A 16,021-nucleotide genomic window follows, 5' to 3' on the forward strand; every position below is an offset into this window, starting at 1 on the left:
TAACAGGTCTTAAGACAATCAACAATCAAGTTCTTTACTTCGGTCAAGATGGTAAGCAGGTCAAGGGCCAAGTTGTCTATGTTGATGGTGCTGAACGATACTTCGATCCGAAGTCAGGTGATATGGTTCGCAACAAATGGATTCGTCTAGAAGACGGAACCTGGATGTACTTTGACCGAAATGGTAGAGGCAGACGCTTTGGTAGAAACTAATCATGAAAGAGTATAAGCTAAATGTAACTTGAGCTTTTAGCTTTCCGATACTCAAAAAAAAACGATAACTCCTTATTTGGAAGTTGTCGTTTTTTACTGTCTAAAATAAGACTGCTTTTAACTCAAAGTCAATAGAATTGCATTCATCGGATTTATTTTATCTCTTTCTTTTTTCAATAGATAAGAGCAGAGCGATTACGCCGATAAAGCTGAAGATTAGCCAGCTAGCATTCATATTCCAAAGAGCTAGACTGGAGAAAATCATAGTTCCCAGAGGAACGGAGAAGGAAAAGAGCAAACTTAGAAAGCTGGACGTCTGAGCGAGAACATCGGAAGGTAGCTTACTTAGCAAGAGGGTGTTGATTTTGGGATTGATCTTGCCGGAAGCATAAGCAAGAAAAAATCCAAAAATAATACCGACGAAAACGGGCAGATGTAAGAAGTTGCTGATAGCAAGCAGAATCATCATAACAGCGGCCCATATGATGAGCTGATTTAGTGATAGACGGCTGAAGTAATCGTTGGGAGTCAAACTAGCAATGATCATAGCTAGGACAAGCGTCGTCTGAAGAATCAAGAGCGACTGGCTAAAAGATAGATGAAAGATGGGGTTGTCTAGCAAATAGAGATTATAAAGTGCTATAAGAGAACCTGCCATAGCGTTAATGACCAAGATTTGAGCCAGCAACTTGAGAAAGTTGTTAGAGCCCTCCTGCTCAAAGATGAGTTTAGAAGATGTATACATTTTTTTCAGTTCTTCCTTGAGAGGAGGTTTATTCTCAGAAATGGTTACCGGATCATGGGTCAATCGACGTCGGACTAGATAGAGGGTAGTAGAGGAGAGTAGGAAGGTTAAAGAATTGACTAAAGCTACTAGGAAAAAGTTTTGCTGGCTGATCGCTAAGAGCCAAACTCCTAAAGCCTGACCAGCTAGACTACAAAGAAAACTGATAAGCTGGGTAAAGGAGAAGGCCTCCATTAGATCTTGCTCGGGAATGTTCTTTTTCAAAATTGGCATTTGCAGACCACTTCGATAGTCGCTGATAATATCAGAAAGAATATTCATGAAGCAGACCACTGAAAAGGCTAGATATGAGCTAGAGCGAGTCATAAAGGCGACAAGAACAAATAGCAGGGCTTGTACATAACCAAAATGAATCAGCCAGCGAGCTTTATGGATGGTCTTATCTGCTTTGATGCCGACGAAAATAGTAAAGAAGGTCGGAACCAGGACAATAAAATTAGCAACAGCAATAGCAAACTTGGGGCTAGGCATGCTGGAGGCAAATACAACAAAAACAATATTGAAAATAGAAGCTCCCAGGGTGTTGAAGATTCGGGAGAGGCTAATAAAAGCAAATAATTTATTCCGTAAGGCAAGTTTCATAAAAATCTCCTTTGGTAATGAATAGCTTGAAAGATTTTTCAAAAATAGTCAATAACTACAAGGCCTTGATAGTTTTGATTATAGCAGGAAAAGTCTTGGTTTCAATAGCTTTTCCGCAAGTGGTCAAGTCTCCTAGGTAAGTGGTCAGGTTCTAAAAGTGACTTGCGAGTGCTCTTTCTAGTTTTAGTATAAAATAAAAGATTTAAGAAGCAAAAAATGTTGCATATATTCAACGGATTTGATGGAAGTTATTGAAATTAGTAAGCTAGGGATCGTCTAGTATCAAAAAATCTCCACTTTTCAACTCAAAATCGTCGAGTTTAAAAGTGGAGGTTCGTTTTATTTACTATATTTTTGAAAAGCAGCTTCAAGAGCTTCTTGGTAGTAGTCGGCGCTATGCTGGCAGTTTAAGATTTGGAAAATATCGACTGCTTGCTTCATTTGAGCGAATCCTTCTTTCTTTTGTCCTTTCAAACAAGCTAACTCTCCCTGAGCAAAGAGATAGACAATTCGAAAGTAAGTCTCATTTTCTTCATAAAAGTGTCGCTCGATTACTTGTTGAAAAAAGTCTGCATGGGTGATATTTTCCTGACTGATGGCTAGAAGATAGCCATTTAAAAAAGTGGTATGCAAGGTGTTGCGATTGTTGGCAAATAAGGCTGTAAAATCATTTCTTGAGAGGATTTCTTTGGTGTATTGGGAAAACAAGTCTAGAGATAAAACCGGAGTGCAGATAGAAAAAAGCTTCAGTTCATAGCGACCCCAAATATCAACTGAAAAGAGATAATCATGGAGGAAATCTAGCTCGTCTGGACTAGCTTTTTCAGATTCCTTGAGGGCACAGAGGTAGGCCTTTACAATCAGGCGCTCAACCCAATCATTTGCCTCTTTAGAATTTTGACTAATTTTTTTCTTCTCTAGATAGAGTTCTTCTAATAAGTCATGCTGATTAGCTTGGAGTAGATCTTGAATGTGACTTAGGAGTTCCTTGTGAGAATGATGATCCTGGATGCCAGCTGCAACTGTAAATTCTTCTGTTTCTGTGTGAATGGCGCTGAGGGCACTGAAAAGTTTCTGAGCTGATAGCTCGCTCTGCCCATTTTCAAAGCGTGAAAGCATGGACTTTGAGAATTCTCCGCCAGTGGCTTCAGATAAAGAGATGTGCCTTGCCTCTCGAAAAAACCTAAAAACTTGTCCTAGTGGTGTCATTGTCTTCCCTCCTTACAATTTATTATAACAAAATAATTTTCAACAACAGCGGAGCGCTTAAACATGATATAATAAAAGAAAAAAACAAAGAGGAACTTATGTTAAATATACAAGAAATTCGCAAAAATCCAGATGGTTTGGCTTTTGAAAAGAAGCTAGACTTGGCTGAAGAATTAAAAGAACGCAATGCTGAGATTTTAGACGTTCAGGATATTGTTGCTAGTGGTAGAGCCCAGTATGAGGATGGACTCTATTTCTTAGATTATGAACTTTCTTATACCATTACATTGGCTTCTAGTCGCAGTATGGAACCCGTAGAGAGGAAAGAGTCTTATCTGGTTAATGAAATTTTCATGGAAGATGGACAAGTCGCTTCTCAGGAAATGATTGATCAGGATCTGGTGCTTCCCATTGAAAATGGTGAGATAAATGTTGCAGAAAGTGTAGCGGACAATATCCTTTTGAATATTCCCCTAAAAGTTTTGACAGCTGCTGAAGAAGCTGGCTCAGACTTGCCAACAGGAAGAGATTGGCAGGTTATGACAGAGGATGATTATCAGAAGTACCAAGCAGAAAAAAAAGAAGAGAATAGTCCATTTGCAGGCTTGCAAGGTCTTTTTGATGAATGAGGGATAAAATTTTCTAGAAAAAAATTGGAAATAAAAGATAATTTGGTATACTAAGATAATAAAATAAATTGGACAAGTTTTCTTGTCGAAAAAGGAGTTATTATGGATACATTTTTCTTTCCAACTTGGCTAATCCTAGGTGCAATTGTTTTGGTTATTGTACTTGTTCTTTTGGCTAAGGGATATGTCAATGCTCGACCAAATGAAGTAGTCGTCATCACAGGGCTTCGCAAACAACGCCATTTGCGAGGTAAAGCTGGGTTTATGATTCCTTTTGTTGAACAGCGCTCTTATCTGGATATTGAGCAATTCTCAACAGATGTTCGTACATCTGAGGCGGTGCCAACTCTAGACTTCATTAATGTGCGAGCTGATGCAGCTGTGAAGCTGAAAATCGGAACGACTGACGAAATGATTGCCCGTGCGGCAGAAAACTTCCTTAATTGGAATACAACTGATATTTCTAACTCTGTTCAAGATGTCTTGGAAGGAAATCTTCGGGAAGTAATTGGTCAGATGGAATTACGTAAGATGGTCAATGACCGCCAGGAATTTGCCTCAAAAGTGCAGGACAACGTAGCTCCTGATTTGGCAAAAATGGGCTTGGAAGTCATTGCCTTTACCGTTCAGTCTTTCTCTGACGAGGGTGGCGTGATTGATAACCTCGGTATTGAAAATGTCGAAACCATCAAAAAAGATGCCTTAATTGCAAAGGCCAAAGCGGAACGTGAGCGCAAGGAAGTAGAAGCTGAGCAAGACAAATTGGCTAACGACAAGCGGGTAGCGGCTGACTTGGAAATTGCTCAAAAGCAAAATGAGTTGAAATTGAAGCAAGCAGCCCTCAAGCAGGAAGCGGATATTGCTCAAGCTAAGGCTGATGCAGCCAAAGGGATTGAGGCAGAGATTCAGCGTCGTGAGCAAGAACGTGTGGCTGCTGAAGCTAATATCATGAAGCAAGAGAAGGAAGCTGAAGTCAAGGAACGTGAAGTTAAGGTCCGCGAGCAAGAACTGGATGCTAACATCCGCAAACAGGCTGAGGCAGAAAAATACTCTCGTCAACAAGCAGCAGAAGCGCAATTGATTGAGCGTCAACGTCAAGCTGAAGCAGAACTTTTTGAAACTCAAAAAGAAGCAGAAGCTCGCAAGGCTCAAGCCGAGGCTGAAAAATTTGCACAATTGCAAGAAGCTGAAGCCATTGAAGCCAAGGGACGTGCTGAAGCGGAGGCTATTCGTCTTAAGCTGGAAGCAGAGGCTCAAGGTTTGGATAAAAAAGCAGAAGCCATGAAGAAGATGCAGGAAGCTGCCATTACTGAGATGATTGTAGACAAACTGCCAGAAATTGCCCGTGCTGTAGCAGAGCCGCTTACTAAAGTGGACAAAATCACCATGTATGGTGAAGGCAATGCTTCTAAGATGGTTGGTGATATCATGCAGAGTATTGACCAAGTGTCGCAAGGTGCAGGCTTCGACATCCGTCAACTCTTAGCAGGAGCTCTTGGTGTTAATATGACTGTCAACAAGCTTAAACAAGATGAACAGCCAGTGATTGAAGCTAAAGAAATTACGACTGATGACAAGAAATAAAAAATGATTAGGATGAGGCTCGCCTTCATCCTATTTTTCCCCAAGAGATTTTCTTCTTCGAACATTTCAAGATAAATTCTTTATTTTATAGCTTAAACATGATAAAATAAAACAAACTAACTATAGGAGAAAAAAATGACTAAAGCAAATTTTGGTGTTGTTGGTATGGCCGTTATGGGTCGTAACCTTGCTCTCAATATTGAATCTCGTGGCTATACAGTAGCCATCTACAATCGTTCAGCAAATAAAACAGAAGATGTAATTGCTTGCCATCCAGAAAAGAACTTTGTGCCAAGCTATGACGTTGAAAGCTTTGTAAACTCAATCGAAAAACCTCGCCGTATCATGCTCATGGTTCAAGCTGGACCTGGTACAGATGCGACTATCCAAGCACTTCTTCCTCACTTGGATAAAGGTGATATCTTGATTGACGGAGGAAACACTTTCTATAAAGATACTATCCGTCGTAACGAAGAGTTAGCAAACTCAGGCATCAACTTTATCGGTACAGGTGTCTCTGGTGGTGAAAAAGGTGCCCTCGAAGGCCCTTCTATCATGCCTGGTGGACAAAAAGAAGCTTATGAATTGGTAGCAGATGTTCTCGAAGAAATCTCTGCTAAAGCACCAGAAGATGGTAAACCATGTGTGACTTACATCGGTCCTGATGGAGCGGGTCACTATGTGAAAATGGTCCACAACGGTATCGAGTATGGTGATATGCAATTGATCGCAGAAAGTTACGACCTCATGCAACACTTGCTTGGCCTTTCTGCAGAAGACATGGCTGAAATCTTTACTGAGTGGAACAAGGGCGAGCTTGATAGCTACTTGATCGAAATCACTGCTGATATCTTGAGCCGTAAAGACGATGAAGGCCAAGAGGGGCCAATCGTAGACTATATCCTTGATGCTGCAGGTAACAAGGGAACTGGTAAATGGACTAGCCAATCAGCACTTGACTTAGGCGTGCCATTGTCACTCATTACGGAGTCTGTGTTTGCCCGCTATATTTCAGCTTACAAAGAAGAACGTGTACACGCCAGCAAAGTACTTCCAAAACCAGCTACATTCAAATTTGAAGGAGATAAGGCTGAGTTGATCGAAAAGATCCGTCAAGCTCTATACTTCTCAAAAATCATTTCTTATGCACAAGGTTTTGCGCAATTGCGTGTGGCTTCTCGTGAAAACAATTGGAACCTACCGTTTGCGGATATCGCTTCTATCTGGCGCGATGGCTGTATCATCCGTTCACGTTTCTTGCAAAAGATTACAGATGCTTACAACCGTGATGCTGACTTAGCTAACTTGCTTTTGGATGAATACTTCCTTGATGTAACTGCTAAATATCAACAATCTGTGCGTGATATCGTAGCTCTTGCTGTTCAAGCTGGTGTACCAGTACCAACTTTCTCAGCAGCCATTACTTACTTTGATAGCTATCGTTCAGCAGATCTACCTGCTAACTTGATCCAAGCACAACGTGACTACTTTGGAGCACACACATATCAGCGTAAAGACAAAGAAGGTACTTTCCACTATTCTTGGTACGACGAAAAATAGGACGATAGGTCAATGGCGAAGCGGATTTTATTAGTTGAAAATGAAAAGAATCTAGCACGATTTATCATGCTGGAATTACAAAAGGAAAGTTATCAAGTAGACCTAGCGGAAACAGGCCAAGAGGGACTAGCTCTAGCAAAGGAAAACGATTATGATTTACTTTTACTAAATAATCAGTTTGCTGATGGAACAGCCTTTGCCTTTGCTCAACAATTGAGTTTATTAAAACCTGCTGCAGTTATCATTGTAATGGTGAGTCGAGAGGAAATTGCGGATTCGGCTGAAGAGATTCAGCAGTTTGCAGTTTCTTATATGGTAAAACCCTTTATTATCAGTGATTTGGTTGATAAGATATCCGCTATTTTTCGTGGGCGGGATTTTATCGATCAGAGATGTAGCCAGTTAAAAGTCCCTACTGCTTATCGAAATCTGCGGGTTGATTTGAAAAATCATACGGTTTATCGAGGGGATGAAATTATTGCTTTGACGAGACGAGAGTACGATTTACTAGTGACTCTAATGAGCAGTAATAAGGTGATGAGTCGTGAGCAACTGTTAGACCGAGTGTGGAAATATGAAAGTGCATCTGAAACGAATATAGTGGATGTATATATTCGCTATCTCCGCAGTAAAATCGATCTTCCAGGTCAAGAAAGTTATATTAAAACCGTTCGTGGAATTGGTTATTCCATGCAGGGTTAATCTATAAAAACTCTAATTCTTTGAGAATTGGAGTTTTTTATATGATTTTTAGTCAAAATTAGCTCAATTCACGCAATCGTTTGCTCAAAATCTATAGATGGTGTTTACTTGTTGAAAGACAAAAAAGAAGATAAAATCTATATTATTATGTTGACTCTAGGCCTTATACAGCCTGATAAATTAACTCTTTTTCGAGTAAGTGAAAATTAAGGTAGAAAAAGTGATAATAAAAGAGGAAATAATAAAAATTAAAATTTTTTTATGAAAACCCTTTACAAAATTAAAAAAAGTGATAAAATAGTAGTGTGCAATGCAAACGATTTCATATAAAAGTTTGTAAAAAAGAAGGAGGTCTGGATGATGAAAAATTCATTCAAGAACATTTTTAGCTTTGAATTTTGGCAGAAATTCGGTAAAGCTTTAATGGTGGTCGTTGCGGTTATGCCCGCAGCTGGTCTAATGATTAGTATTGGTAAGTCGCTTCCAATGATTAATCCTAATTTTGGTGTGTTGGTAACGACAGGTGGCGTTTTAGAGCAAATTGGTTGGGGTGTTATTGGGAACCTCCACGTACTCTTTGCTCTTGCAATTGGGGGAAGCTGGGCTAAAGAACGTGCTGGCGGTGCCTTTGCAGCAGGTCTATCTTTTATCCTGATCAACCGTATCACTGGTGTGATGTTTGGTGTTTCTAGTGATATGTTAAAAAATCCAGATGCAACTGTTCACACTCTTTTAGGTGGAACAATTAAGGTTTCTGATTACTTTATCAGCGTTCTAGAATCGCCTGCCCTAAACATGGGTGTATTTGTCGGAATTATTGCTGGTTTTGTTGGAGCAACTGCTTACAACAAATACTATAACTTCCGTAAATTGCCAGACGCACTTTCATTCTTTAACGGGAAACGCTTTGTTCCATTTGTTGTAATTTTGCGTTCTGCGATTGTTGCGATTGCACTTTCATTTGTATGGCCAGTTATTCAAACTGGAATCAATAACTTTGGTATTTGGATTGCTAATTCTCAAGATACTGCGCCGATTTTTGCACCGTTCTTGTATGGTACTTTGGAACGTCTCTTGCTTCCATTTGGATTGCACCATATGTTGACAATCCCAATGAACTATACTGCTCTTGGTGGAACATATGAAGTGTTAACTGGTGCAGCAAAAGGTACACAAGTATTCGGACAAGACCCACTTTGGCTTGCTTGGGTAACTGACCTTGTTAACCTTAAAGGTTCAAATATGGCAAGCTACAATCAATTGCTTGAAGCATACCATCCAGCCCGCTTTAAAGTTGGACAAATGATTGGTTCATTTGGTATTTTGATTGGGGTAGCTGCAGCTATCTACCGCAATGTAGATGCTGACAAGAAGCACAAATATAAAGGTATGATGATTGCGACTGCATTGGCAACCTTCTTGACAGGGGTTACTGAGCCAATCGAGTACATGTTCATGTTTGTTGCGACTCCGCTTTACTTGATCTACTCACTTGTTCAAGGTGCTGCTTTTGCAATGGCAGACATCGTTAACCTTCGTGTACACTCATTCGGTTCTATCGAATTCTTAACTCGTACACCATTGGCAATCAATGCTGGTTTGGGAATGGATATCATTAACTTTATTTGGGTAACAATCCTCTTTGGAGTTATCATGTACTTCATCGCAAACTTCATGATTAAGAAATTCAACTACGCTACTCCAGGACGTAATGGTAACTATGAAACTGCAGATGGATCAGATGAAGCATCTTCAGCAGAAGCTGGCAGTGGCAAGGTTGCAGCAGCATCTCAAGCAGTCAATGTTATCAATCTGCTGGGTGGTCGTGCTAATATCGTTGACGTAGATGCATGTATGACTCGTCTTCGTGTGACTGTCAAGGATGCTGAAAAAGTTGGAACTGAAGAGCAATGGAAAGCTGAAGGCGCTATGGGCTTGGTTATGAAAGGTCAAGGTGTTCAGGCTATCTATGGACCAAAAGCTGACGTTCTTAAATCTGATATCCAAGACTTGCTGGATTCTGGTGAAGTGATTCCTGAAACTCTTCCTAGCCAAAAAGCAGAATCAGCAGCTACTGAAGTTGCCTACAAAGGTGTGACAGAAGAAGTAGAAACTGTTGCAGATGGTCAAGTCATCGCAATTGATGATGTTAAAGATCCAGTATTCTCACAAAAGATGATGGGAGATGGATTTGCTGTTGAGCCAGAAAATGGTAAGATTTACTCACCTGTTTCAGGTACTGTAACAAGCGTATTCCCTACGAAACATGCTTTAGGTCTTTTGACAGATAATGGTTTAGAAGTGTTGGTTCACATCGGCTTAGACACTGTCAGCTTAGAAGGTCAACCATTTGAAGTTCATGTTTCAGAAGGTCAAAAGGTTGCTGCAGGTGATCTACTTGTGACTGCTGATTTGGAAGCTATCAAGGCGGCTGGTCGTGAAACTTCAACTGTTGTTGTCTTCACAAACGCGGCAGCTATCAAGTCTGTGACTGTAGAAAAACTTGGTCAAGCATCTGCTAAGACAGTTGTTGCTAAGGTTGAATTGTAAAATAGAAAAGAGAAATCATGGCGAAATTCCTGACATTAAATACTCATAGTTGGATGGAAGAAGAGCAAGAAACCAAGCTAAATCAGCTTGTAGAACGCATTCTTCAAGAAAAATATGATGTCATTTGCCTGCAGGAAGTCAATCAATTAATGGAGTCTGAACAGGTTGTTCAGGCTCCTTTCTATCAGGCTGTTGAAGGAGCGATTTCGATTCATCAGGATCACTTTGCCCTTTGTCTAGTAAAAAAATTGGCAAAAGCAGGACTGGACTATCATTGGTCTTGGGCTTATAATCATATCGGTTTTGACATTTACAATGAAGGTGTGGCAATCTTGTCCAGAAAACCGATAGCTCCTAAAGAAATTTTGGTCTCAGAAGAGAATGATCCTAGGGATTACCACACTCGCAAGGTCTTGTTAGTGGAGACTGAGGTAGAGGGTCAATTGATGACCATCGCCTCTTGCCATCTATCTTGGTGGGACAAGGGCTTCCAAGGGGAGTGGTCAAAGCTTGAAGAAGAGCTTCTCAAGGTCAAAACTCCTCTGGTCCTCATGGGTGACTTTAATAATCCTGTCGATTACGAAGGATATCAGCATATTTTAAAGAGCCCACTCAAATTGCAGGATAGTCATAAGGTTGCTCAAAAGATTAGTGGTAGGGCAACAGTTGAAGGCGAAATTGCTGGCTGGGATGGCAACCAAGACGCTCTGAAGATTGATTATATCTTTACCAGCCAAGGTATCCAAATTGAAAGCTCTGCTGTGGTCTTTGACGGAAAGGAAACCCCTGTTGTCAGTGATCATTTCGGTTTAGAAGTAGAAGCAAAATTTTAGAAAAAAATAGTTCCAAGTTAAATGAACTGTACTAGCGAGGTTAGTTTAAAAACCTAACTTTCGAGCCTCAGTTCAACTTGGAACTTTTTTGTATAAGAGAATATCTTCTTGGGAGAAATTATCAAATTTTTTTAAATTACTATTACTCAAAAAGTTCACCCCCAATACGTAAAGGACTACCAATTCCAATAGAATTAATTAGAATTTTTCCATCTTCAATTCTAATAATAACACTCCAGCTTGATTTTTCTATATTATTAAAGCCTCCATAAACCTGAACAATATCGCCTCCACCTTGAGGTGTTCCATTCCCTATCTGATCCCATTGTGTTTGATCCCAATCAATTTGAACAGTTTCTATCTTTGGATTCAAAGATTTAATATAATCCTCAATATCCTTTTTATGCTTCTTCAAATAAGCCAACTGTTTTTCTTTGGTGTTTTGATATTTCTGTTGAGGGATTCCACCAAATAAGTCTTTATTTTGAACTACCACAATTGTTCCTCCTATGATAAGAGTTGATGCGATTGCAAGGACGAGCATTTTTCTTTTTTTCATTGTTGTTTACCTACACTAAGAGAGTTTTCTAGCATTATAACACAAGAGGATTCTTTTTTTAGTATGAAATGTAGGAGAAATACTTTTAATAGTTCTGTGTACTGATTTAGATTTGCCTTGCTTTTGTTATGGGCAAAATTATGGTAAAATAGAGTATTAAGATTTGAGGAGGAAATCGTATGCGTTGTCCAAAATGTGGCGGGAGCAAATCCAGTGTTATAGATAGCCGTCAAGCTGAGGATGGAAATACTATTCGTCGCCGTCGTGAATGCGAAGATTGCCAGCATCGATTTACAACTTATGAACGGGTAGAAGAAAGAACCCTAGTCGTTGTCAAAAAAGATGGGACTAGGGAGCAATTTTCAAGAGACAAGATTTTTAATGGTATTATTCGCTCAGCTCAGAAGCGTCCGGTTTCAAGTGATGAGATTGAAGCTTTGGTCAATCGCATTGAGCAGAAAGTACGAAGTAGCAGTGATAATGAAATTAGCAGTGACTTTATCGGGAATCTTGTTATGGATGAACTAGCTGAATTGGATGAGATTACCTATGTTCGCTTTGCCAGTGTTTATCGTAGTTTTAAAGATGTTGGTGAATTAGAAAGTCTGCTCCAGCAAATTACTAAGGGTGTAAAAAAGAAGAGAGAAGAATAGATGAGGCCAAACGATCAGTTTTCTTATATGAAAAACAATCTGGTTAGTCAAGATACAAACAATCTGATCCGTCTTTATCTGCCGATTATTGGTCGAGAAGCAGTCAGTCTCTATCTGTACTGTCTGGCTTTTTGGGATGACGGTCATCAGGCCTATACTTTTGGCCATATTCTGAATCATCTGAATATGGGAATGGAGGTCTTAAAGGCGAGCTTTGAACGCTTAAGTGCTATGAACTTGCTAGAACTCTACCAAGCAGAGTCGACTTATCAGATTAAACTTTTCAGTTTGCTTTCGGCGGATGAATTTTTCCAGCATCACGTTTACAAACGACTTTTAGAAAAGAAAATTGGTGAAACGGCTGTTGAAGCCTTAATGGGAAGTCAGCCTCAGGGTCAGCCTTTGGCCAAAAAATTATCGACAGTCTTTGATGTGGAAGATGAAGTCGGAGTGATTAAGAAGAAGCAAGCAGACTTTGATCTGACTAACTTTAAGCGAAGAATGGCTCAGGAAAATTTACGTTTTGCTGATGAAAAAGAAGATTTACTAGATTTGTTTGCCATTGCTGAGCAACAAAATTGGACCTGGTATGAAACCTATGTCTTGGCTAGAGAAACCGCGATTTCACATGTTATTTCTGTCGAGCGTATGAAGCAAAAATTGGCTCAAAAACGTGTCAATGAGAAATTCACCCAGGATGAACAAATCATAATCCACGCCGCTAAGAGTAAGGTGCCGATGCTTTTCTTAGCAGAGCTTAAAAAAAAGCGTCAGGCAACAATTACCCAATCAGAAAGACAGCTTTTATTGGACTTAGCTAAGTTAGGTCTTTTAGATGAGGTCATCAATATAGTTTTACTTCTGACTTTAAATAAGGTTGATTCAGCCAATCTGAATGAGAAGTACGCTCTAAAAGTCGCCAATGATTTTGCCTATCAAAAGGTGACTAGTGCTGAGGAAGCTGTTCTGAAAATCCGCGAGCGCAACCAGCAAAGTCAGAGTAGACCAGTTAAATCTAGCCAGAAAGTTGCTAAAAGCAATGTTCCTGAATGGAGCCAGCCAGATTATAAAAATGAAACAAGTGCAGAGAAGCAAGCTGAGCTTGAAGAGCAAAAACGCCGCTTGCTTGCTAAGATAGAACAAGGAGGTGACTAGATGGAAAAGATTGGAGAGACCCTTTCGCATAAAAATCCTGCTCGTCAATTCAACTATGAGGAGTTAGTCCGTCAAATCGTAGAAGATCCTGATGTGGCAGCATTTATTAAGCAAGAAAAACTCAGTCAATCTGAAATTTCCCGTAGCATCTCGAAGTTTAATCAGTACATCAGTGAGCGGAATCGATTTTTGCTGGGAGATGAAGCCTATATTGCCAAAGGCTATAAGCCAATTTTGATAAAAAATGCAGGCTATGCGGATGTTTCCTATGAGGAGACAGCTGAGCTAGTCGAGCAGCAAAAGAATGAAGCGATTAAGAGTAGACTAAACCTGATCAATCTGCCAAGTAGCCTCAAGGAAGCTAGTCTGGCACAGGTAGATCTCGATGATGTTGGTCGCTATAAAGCTTTTGAACTGTTGACCAACTTTGTTGCTGAGTTTCCTCATTATCAGAAGGCTGTTTATCTTTACGGAGATTTTGGGGTCGGCAAGAGCTACATGATGGCTGCTCTGGCGCATGATTTGTCAGAAAAGCGCAGTGTTTCAACGACTTTGCTCCATTACCCAAGCTTTGTTTTGGATGTTAAGAATGCGATCAGTTCCGGCTTGGTCAAGGAGAAGATTGACCAGGTCAAGACAGCTCAAGTGCTGATTTTGGACGATATCGGTGCAGAACAGTCTAGCCCCTGGATGCGTGATGAGATCTTGCAGGTCATTCTACAGCACCGCATGCAGGAAAATCTGCCAACTTTCTTTACTTCTAACTTTAGTTTTGCGGATTTGGAGCGTCACTTTGCCAGCTCTAAGAATGGCGATGAGACTTGGCAGGCCAAGCGGGTTATGGAGCGGATTAAGTTTCTGGCTCAGGAGGTACGCCTAGAAGGAGAGAACCGCCGATGAATGAAACAATTAACTTGATGAAGGCTCACACGTCTGTTCGCCGCTTTACGGAGGAGCAGATTTCGGATCAGGAATTACGTGCCATCATTGATGCGGGGCGGGCTGCTTCCAGTTGGAAGAATTTCCAGTCTTATTCTATCATTGTGGTGCGAAGCAAAGAAAAAAAAGAAGCCCTCTTTGACTTGGTGCCCCAAGAAGCCATTCGGCAGTCTTCGGCTTTCCTGCTTTTTGTTGGCGACCTCAATCGAGCTCAAAAGGGTGTTTGCTTGCATACGGAGAAATTTTACCCTGAGGGGACAGAGAATCTCCTGATTAGCTCAGTAGATGCTGCTTTGGCAGGGCAAAATACTCTCTTAGCAGCTGAAAGTTTGGGTTATGGCGGAGTAATCATTGGGCTGGTTCGTTATGCTTCCAGTCAAATAGCGGAGCTTTTTAAGTTACCAGACTACACTTATCCAGTCTTTGGGATAGCTCTGGGAACTCCCAACCAGAACCATGCAGTCAAGCCACGTCTGCCTTATGAAGCAGTGGTCTTTGAGGAAGAATATCGTGAACAGGATCGTTCAACTATCCAAGCCTATGACCGCGTGCAGACTGAATATGCAGGTGAGCGAGCTAAGGAAACTTGGAGTCAGCGTCTAGCTGCTCAATTTGGTCAGGAGCCTAATCAAGCTATCGATCAACTATTCAAAGAAAAGAAATTAAAAAAATAGGACGGAGTTTGGCTCTGTCCTAAAGAATGAAAGAGGAAAAACATGGCCTTACCAACTATTGCCATTGTCGGCCGTCCCAATGTCGGCAAGTCAACGCTCTTCAATCGGATTGCCGGTGAGCGAATTTCCATTGTGGAGGATGTCGAAGGAGTGACCCGCGACCGAATCTATGCGACAGCAGACTGGCTTAACCGCAAGTTTAGTATTATTGACACGGGCGGAATCGACGATGTTGACGCGCCGTTTATGGAGCAAATCAAACACCAGGCTGAGATCGCCATGGACGAAGCAGATGTCATCGTTTTTGTCGTATCTGGCAAGGAAGGTATCACGGATGCGGATGAGTATGTGGCTCGCATGCTCTACAAGACCCATAAGCCGATTATCCTAGCAGTCAATAAGGTGGATAATCCCGAAATGCGCAATGAGATTTTTGATTTCTATGCGCTGGGCTTGGGTGATCCATTCCCAGTTTCCTCAGTCCACGGGATTGGTACAGGGGATGTTCTTGACGCTATTGTTGAAAACCTGCCAAATGAAGAAGTGGCTGAAAATCCTGATATGATTAAGTTTAGCTTGATTGGCCGTCCCAATGTTGGCAAGTCTAGCTTGATCAATGCCATCCTGGGTGAGGATAGGGTTATTGCCAGTCCTGTTGCCGGTACTACGCGTGACGCCATTGATACGGTCTTTACGGACAGTGAAGGTCAGGAATTTACCATGATCGACACGGCTGGTATGCGCAAGTCAGGCAAGGTCTATGAAAATACGGAGAAATACTCTGTCATGCGGGCTATGCGGGCCATTGATCGTTCAGATGTCGTTCTGATGGTGCTGAATGCCGAAGAAGGAATTCGTGAGTACGACAAGCGAATCGCTGGCTTTGCCCATGAAGCAGGTAAAGGAATGATCATCGTTGTCAATAAGTGGGATACGCTAGAAAAAGACAACCATACTATGAAAAACTGGGAAGAGGATATTCGTGAGCAGTTCCAGTACTTGTCTTATGCCCCGATTATCTTTGTCTCTGCCTTGACCAAGCAGCGTCTCCATAAGCTGCCGGATATGATTAAGCAAATCAGTCAGAGTCAGAATACCCGTATTCCGTCAGCGGTGCTCAATGATGTCATCATGGATGCCATTGCGATTAATCCGACGCCAACTGACAAGGGCAAACGTCTCAAGATTTTCTATGCGACTCAAGTAGCTACTAAACCGCCAACCTTTGTCATCTTTGTCAACGAAGAAGAGCTCATGCACTTCTCTTACCTGCGTTTCCTGGAAAATCAAATCCGCAAGGCCTTTGTCTTTGAAGGAACCCCGATTCACTTAATTGCAAGGAAGCGGAAGTAGAGACAGATTTCCTCTAGTTTAA

General features: G+C 41.1%; 14 protein-coding genes and 1 pseudogene. 12 read left to right on the forward strand and 3 right to left on the reverse strand.

Annotated elements, in window-relative coordinates:
- Positions 1-212, forward strand: a pseudogene (locus AWH02_RS11170) (hypothetical protein); the annotation flags it as partial.
- A 157-nt stretch (positions 213-369) separates the two neighbouring features.
- Here the strand turns inward: AWH02_RS11170 and AWH02_RS05420 are convergent.
- Together AWH02_RS05420 and AWH02_RS05425 are read right to left on the reverse strand one after the other, a co-directional pair.
- Positions 370-1,599 carry an MFS transporter gene (locus AWH02_RS05420; protein WP_060552996.1) on the reverse strand — a complete coding sequence of 410 codons (1,230 nt, stop codon included), beginning with the start codon at positions 1,597-1,599 and terminating at the stop codon, positions 370-372.
- Between the two features lie 339 nt (positions 1,600-1,938).
- The gene (locus tag AWH02_RS05425) at positions 1,939-2,808 is read right to left on the reverse strand and encodes an Rgg/GadR/MutR family transcriptional regulator (RefSeq protein WP_060552995.1); all 870 of its coding nucleotides are present in this window, start codon (positions 2,806-2,808) and stop codon (positions 1,939-1,941) included.
- Positions 2,809-2,906: 98 nt separating this feature from the next.
- Here AWH02_RS05425 and AWH02_RS05430 point away from each other — a divergent pair, with 98 nt between their 5' ends.
- The 6 genes from AWH02_RS05430 to AWH02_RS05455 all read left to right on the forward strand — a co-directional run bounded on the left by AWH02_RS05430 (position 2,907) and on the right by AWH02_RS05455 (position 10,666).
- Entirely contained in the window at positions 2,907-3,437 is a 531-nt protein-coding gene (locus AWH02_RS05430) for a YceD family protein (protein WP_012000007.1), read from the forward strand.
- A 102-nt stretch (positions 3,438-3,539) separates the two neighbouring features.
- The gene (locus AWH02_RS05435; protein ID WP_060552994.1) at positions 3,540-5,021 is read left to right on the forward strand and encodes a flotillin family protein; all 1,482 of its coding nucleotides are present in this window, start codon (positions 3,540-3,542) and stop codon (positions 5,019-5,021) included.
- Between the two features lie 135 nt (positions 5,022-5,156).
- Positions 5,157-6,581: an NADP-dependent phosphogluconate dehydrogenase gene (gene gndA / locus AWH02_RS05440; RefSeq protein WP_060552993.1), complete on the forward strand. Its 1,425-nt coding sequence runs from the start codon at positions 5,157-5,159 to the stop codon at positions 6,579-6,581.
- A 12-nt stretch (positions 6,582-6,593) separates the two neighbouring features.
- Positions 6,594-7,283 (forward strand): response regulator transcription factor, encoded by a 690-nt coding sequence (locus AWH02_RS05445; protein ID WP_045505796.1) that lies wholly within the window; start codon positions 6,594-6,596, stop codon positions 7,281-7,283.
- Positions 7,284-7,640: 357 nt separating this feature from the next.
- On the forward strand, positions 7,641-9,833 hold the full coding sequence (locus tag AWH02_RS05450; protein WP_060552992.1) for a PTS transporter subunit IIBC: 2,193 nt from the start codon (positions 7,641-7,643) through the stop codon (positions 9,831-9,833).
- A gap of 17 nt (positions 9,834-9,850) precedes the next feature.
- Positions 9,851-10,666 (forward strand): endonuclease/exonuclease/phosphatase family protein, encoded by an 816-nt coding sequence (locus tag AWH02_RS05455; RefSeq protein WP_045505802.1) that lies wholly within the window; start codon positions 9,851-9,853, stop codon positions 10,664-10,666.
- A 142-nt stretch (positions 10,667-10,808) separates the two neighbouring features.
- On the opposite strand, the gene AWH02_RS05460 is transcribed toward AWH02_RS05455, so the two are convergent.
- Positions 10,809-11,225, reverse strand: coding sequence for a hypothetical protein (locus tag AWH02_RS05460; protein WP_060552991.1), 417 nt, complete (start codon positions 11,223-11,225; stop codon positions 10,809-10,811).
- Between the two features lie 179 nt (positions 11,226-11,404).
- On the opposite strand from AWH02_RS05460, the gene nrdR reads away from it, so the two are divergent.
- From nrdR to der, 5 genes are read left to right on the forward strand one after another with little or no spacing between them, the layout of a single operon-like run.
- On the forward strand, positions 11,405-11,878 hold the full coding sequence (gene nrdR, locus AWH02_RS05465; RefSeq protein ID WP_012000014.1) for a transcriptional regulator NrdR: 474 nt from the start codon (positions 11,405-11,407) through the stop codon (positions 11,876-11,878).
- Positions 11,879-13,033 carry a DnaD domain protein gene (locus tag AWH02_RS05470; protein ID WP_060552990.1) on the forward strand — a complete coding sequence of 385 codons (1,155 nt, stop codon included), beginning with the start codon at positions 11,879-11,881 and terminating at the stop codon, positions 13,031-13,033.
- On the forward strand, positions 13,034-13,933 hold the full coding sequence (gene dnaI / locus AWH02_RS05475; RefSeq protein ID WP_060552989.1) for a primosomal protein DnaI: 900 nt from the start codon (positions 13,034-13,036) through the stop codon (positions 13,931-13,933).
- Entirely contained in the window at positions 13,930-14,646 is a 717-nt protein-coding gene (locus tag AWH02_RS05480; RefSeq protein WP_060552988.1) for an NADPH-dependent oxidoreductase, read from the forward strand. Before dnaI ends, AWH02_RS05480 begins: the two co-directional genes overlap by 4 nt.
- A gap of 42 nt (positions 14,647-14,688) precedes the next feature.
- The gene (gene der, locus AWH02_RS05485) at positions 14,689-15,999 is read left to right on the forward strand and encodes a ribosome biogenesis GTPase Der (protein WP_060552987.1); all 1,311 of its coding nucleotides are present in this window, start codon (positions 14,689-14,691) and stop codon (positions 15,997-15,999) included.
- Positions 16,000-16,021 lie beyond the last annotated feature (22 nt).

It is taken from the genome of Streptococcus gordonii (assembly GCF_001553855.1).
Taxonomy (GTDB): domain Bacteria; phylum Bacillota; class Bacilli; order Lactobacillales; family Streptococcaceae; genus Streptococcus; species Streptococcus gordonii.

Bases quoted from the DNA above. Each gene is read 5' to 3' on its own strand.
- AWH02_RS05430 (WP_012000007.1), top strand. From the start codon at position 2,907: ATGTTAAATATACAAGAAATTCGCAAAAATCCAGATGGTTTGGCTTTT.
- AWH02_RS05445 (WP_045505796.1), top strand. From the start codon at position 6,594: ATGGCGAAGCGGATTTTATTAGTTGAAAATGAAAAGAATCTAGCACGA.
- AWH02_RS05425 (WP_060552995.1), bottom strand. From the start codon at position 2,808: ATGACACCACTAGGACAAGTTTTTAGGTTTTTTCGAGAGGCAAGGCAC.
- AWH02_RS05455 (WP_045505802.1), top strand. From the start codon at position 9,851: ATGGCGAAATTCCTGACATTAAATACTCATAGTTGGATGGAAGAAGAG.
- AWH02_RS05480 (WP_060552988.1), top strand. From the start codon at position 13,930: ATGAATGAAACAATTAACTTGATGAAGGCTCACACGTCTGTTCGCCGC.
- dnaI (WP_060552989.1), top strand. From the start codon at position 13,034: ATGGAAAAGATTGGAGAGACCCTTTCGCATAAAAATCCTGCTCGTCAA.
- AWH02_RS05435 (WP_060552994.1), top strand. From the start codon at position 3,540: ATGGATACATTTTTCTTTCCAACTTGGCTAATCCTAGGTGCAATTGTT.
- AWH02_RS05460 (WP_060552991.1), bottom strand. From the start codon at position 11,225: ATGAAAAAAAGAAAAATGCTCGTCCTTGCAATCGCATCAACTCTTATC.
- AWH02_RS05420 (WP_060552996.1), bottom strand. From the start codon at position 1,599: ATGAAACTTGCCTTACGGAATAAATTATTTGCTTTTATTAGCCTCTCC.
- gndA (WP_060552993.1), top strand. From the start codon at position 5,157: ATGACTAAAGCAAATTTTGGTGTTGTTGGTATGGCCGTTATGGGTCGT.
- der (WP_060552987.1), top strand. From the start codon at position 14,689: ATGGCCTTACCAACTATTGCCATTGTCGGCCGTCCCAATGTCGGCAAG.
- AWH02_RS05450 (WP_060552992.1), top strand. From the start codon at position 7,641: ATGATGAAAAATTCATTCAAGAACATTTTTAGCTTTGAATTTTGGCAG.
- nrdR (WP_012000014.1), top strand. From the start codon at position 11,405: ATGCGTTGTCCAAAATGTGGCGGGAGCAAATCCAGTGTTATAGATAGC.
- AWH02_RS05470 (WP_060552990.1), top strand. From the start codon at position 11,879: ATGAGGCCAAACGATCAGTTTTCTTATATGAAAAACAATCTGGTTAGT.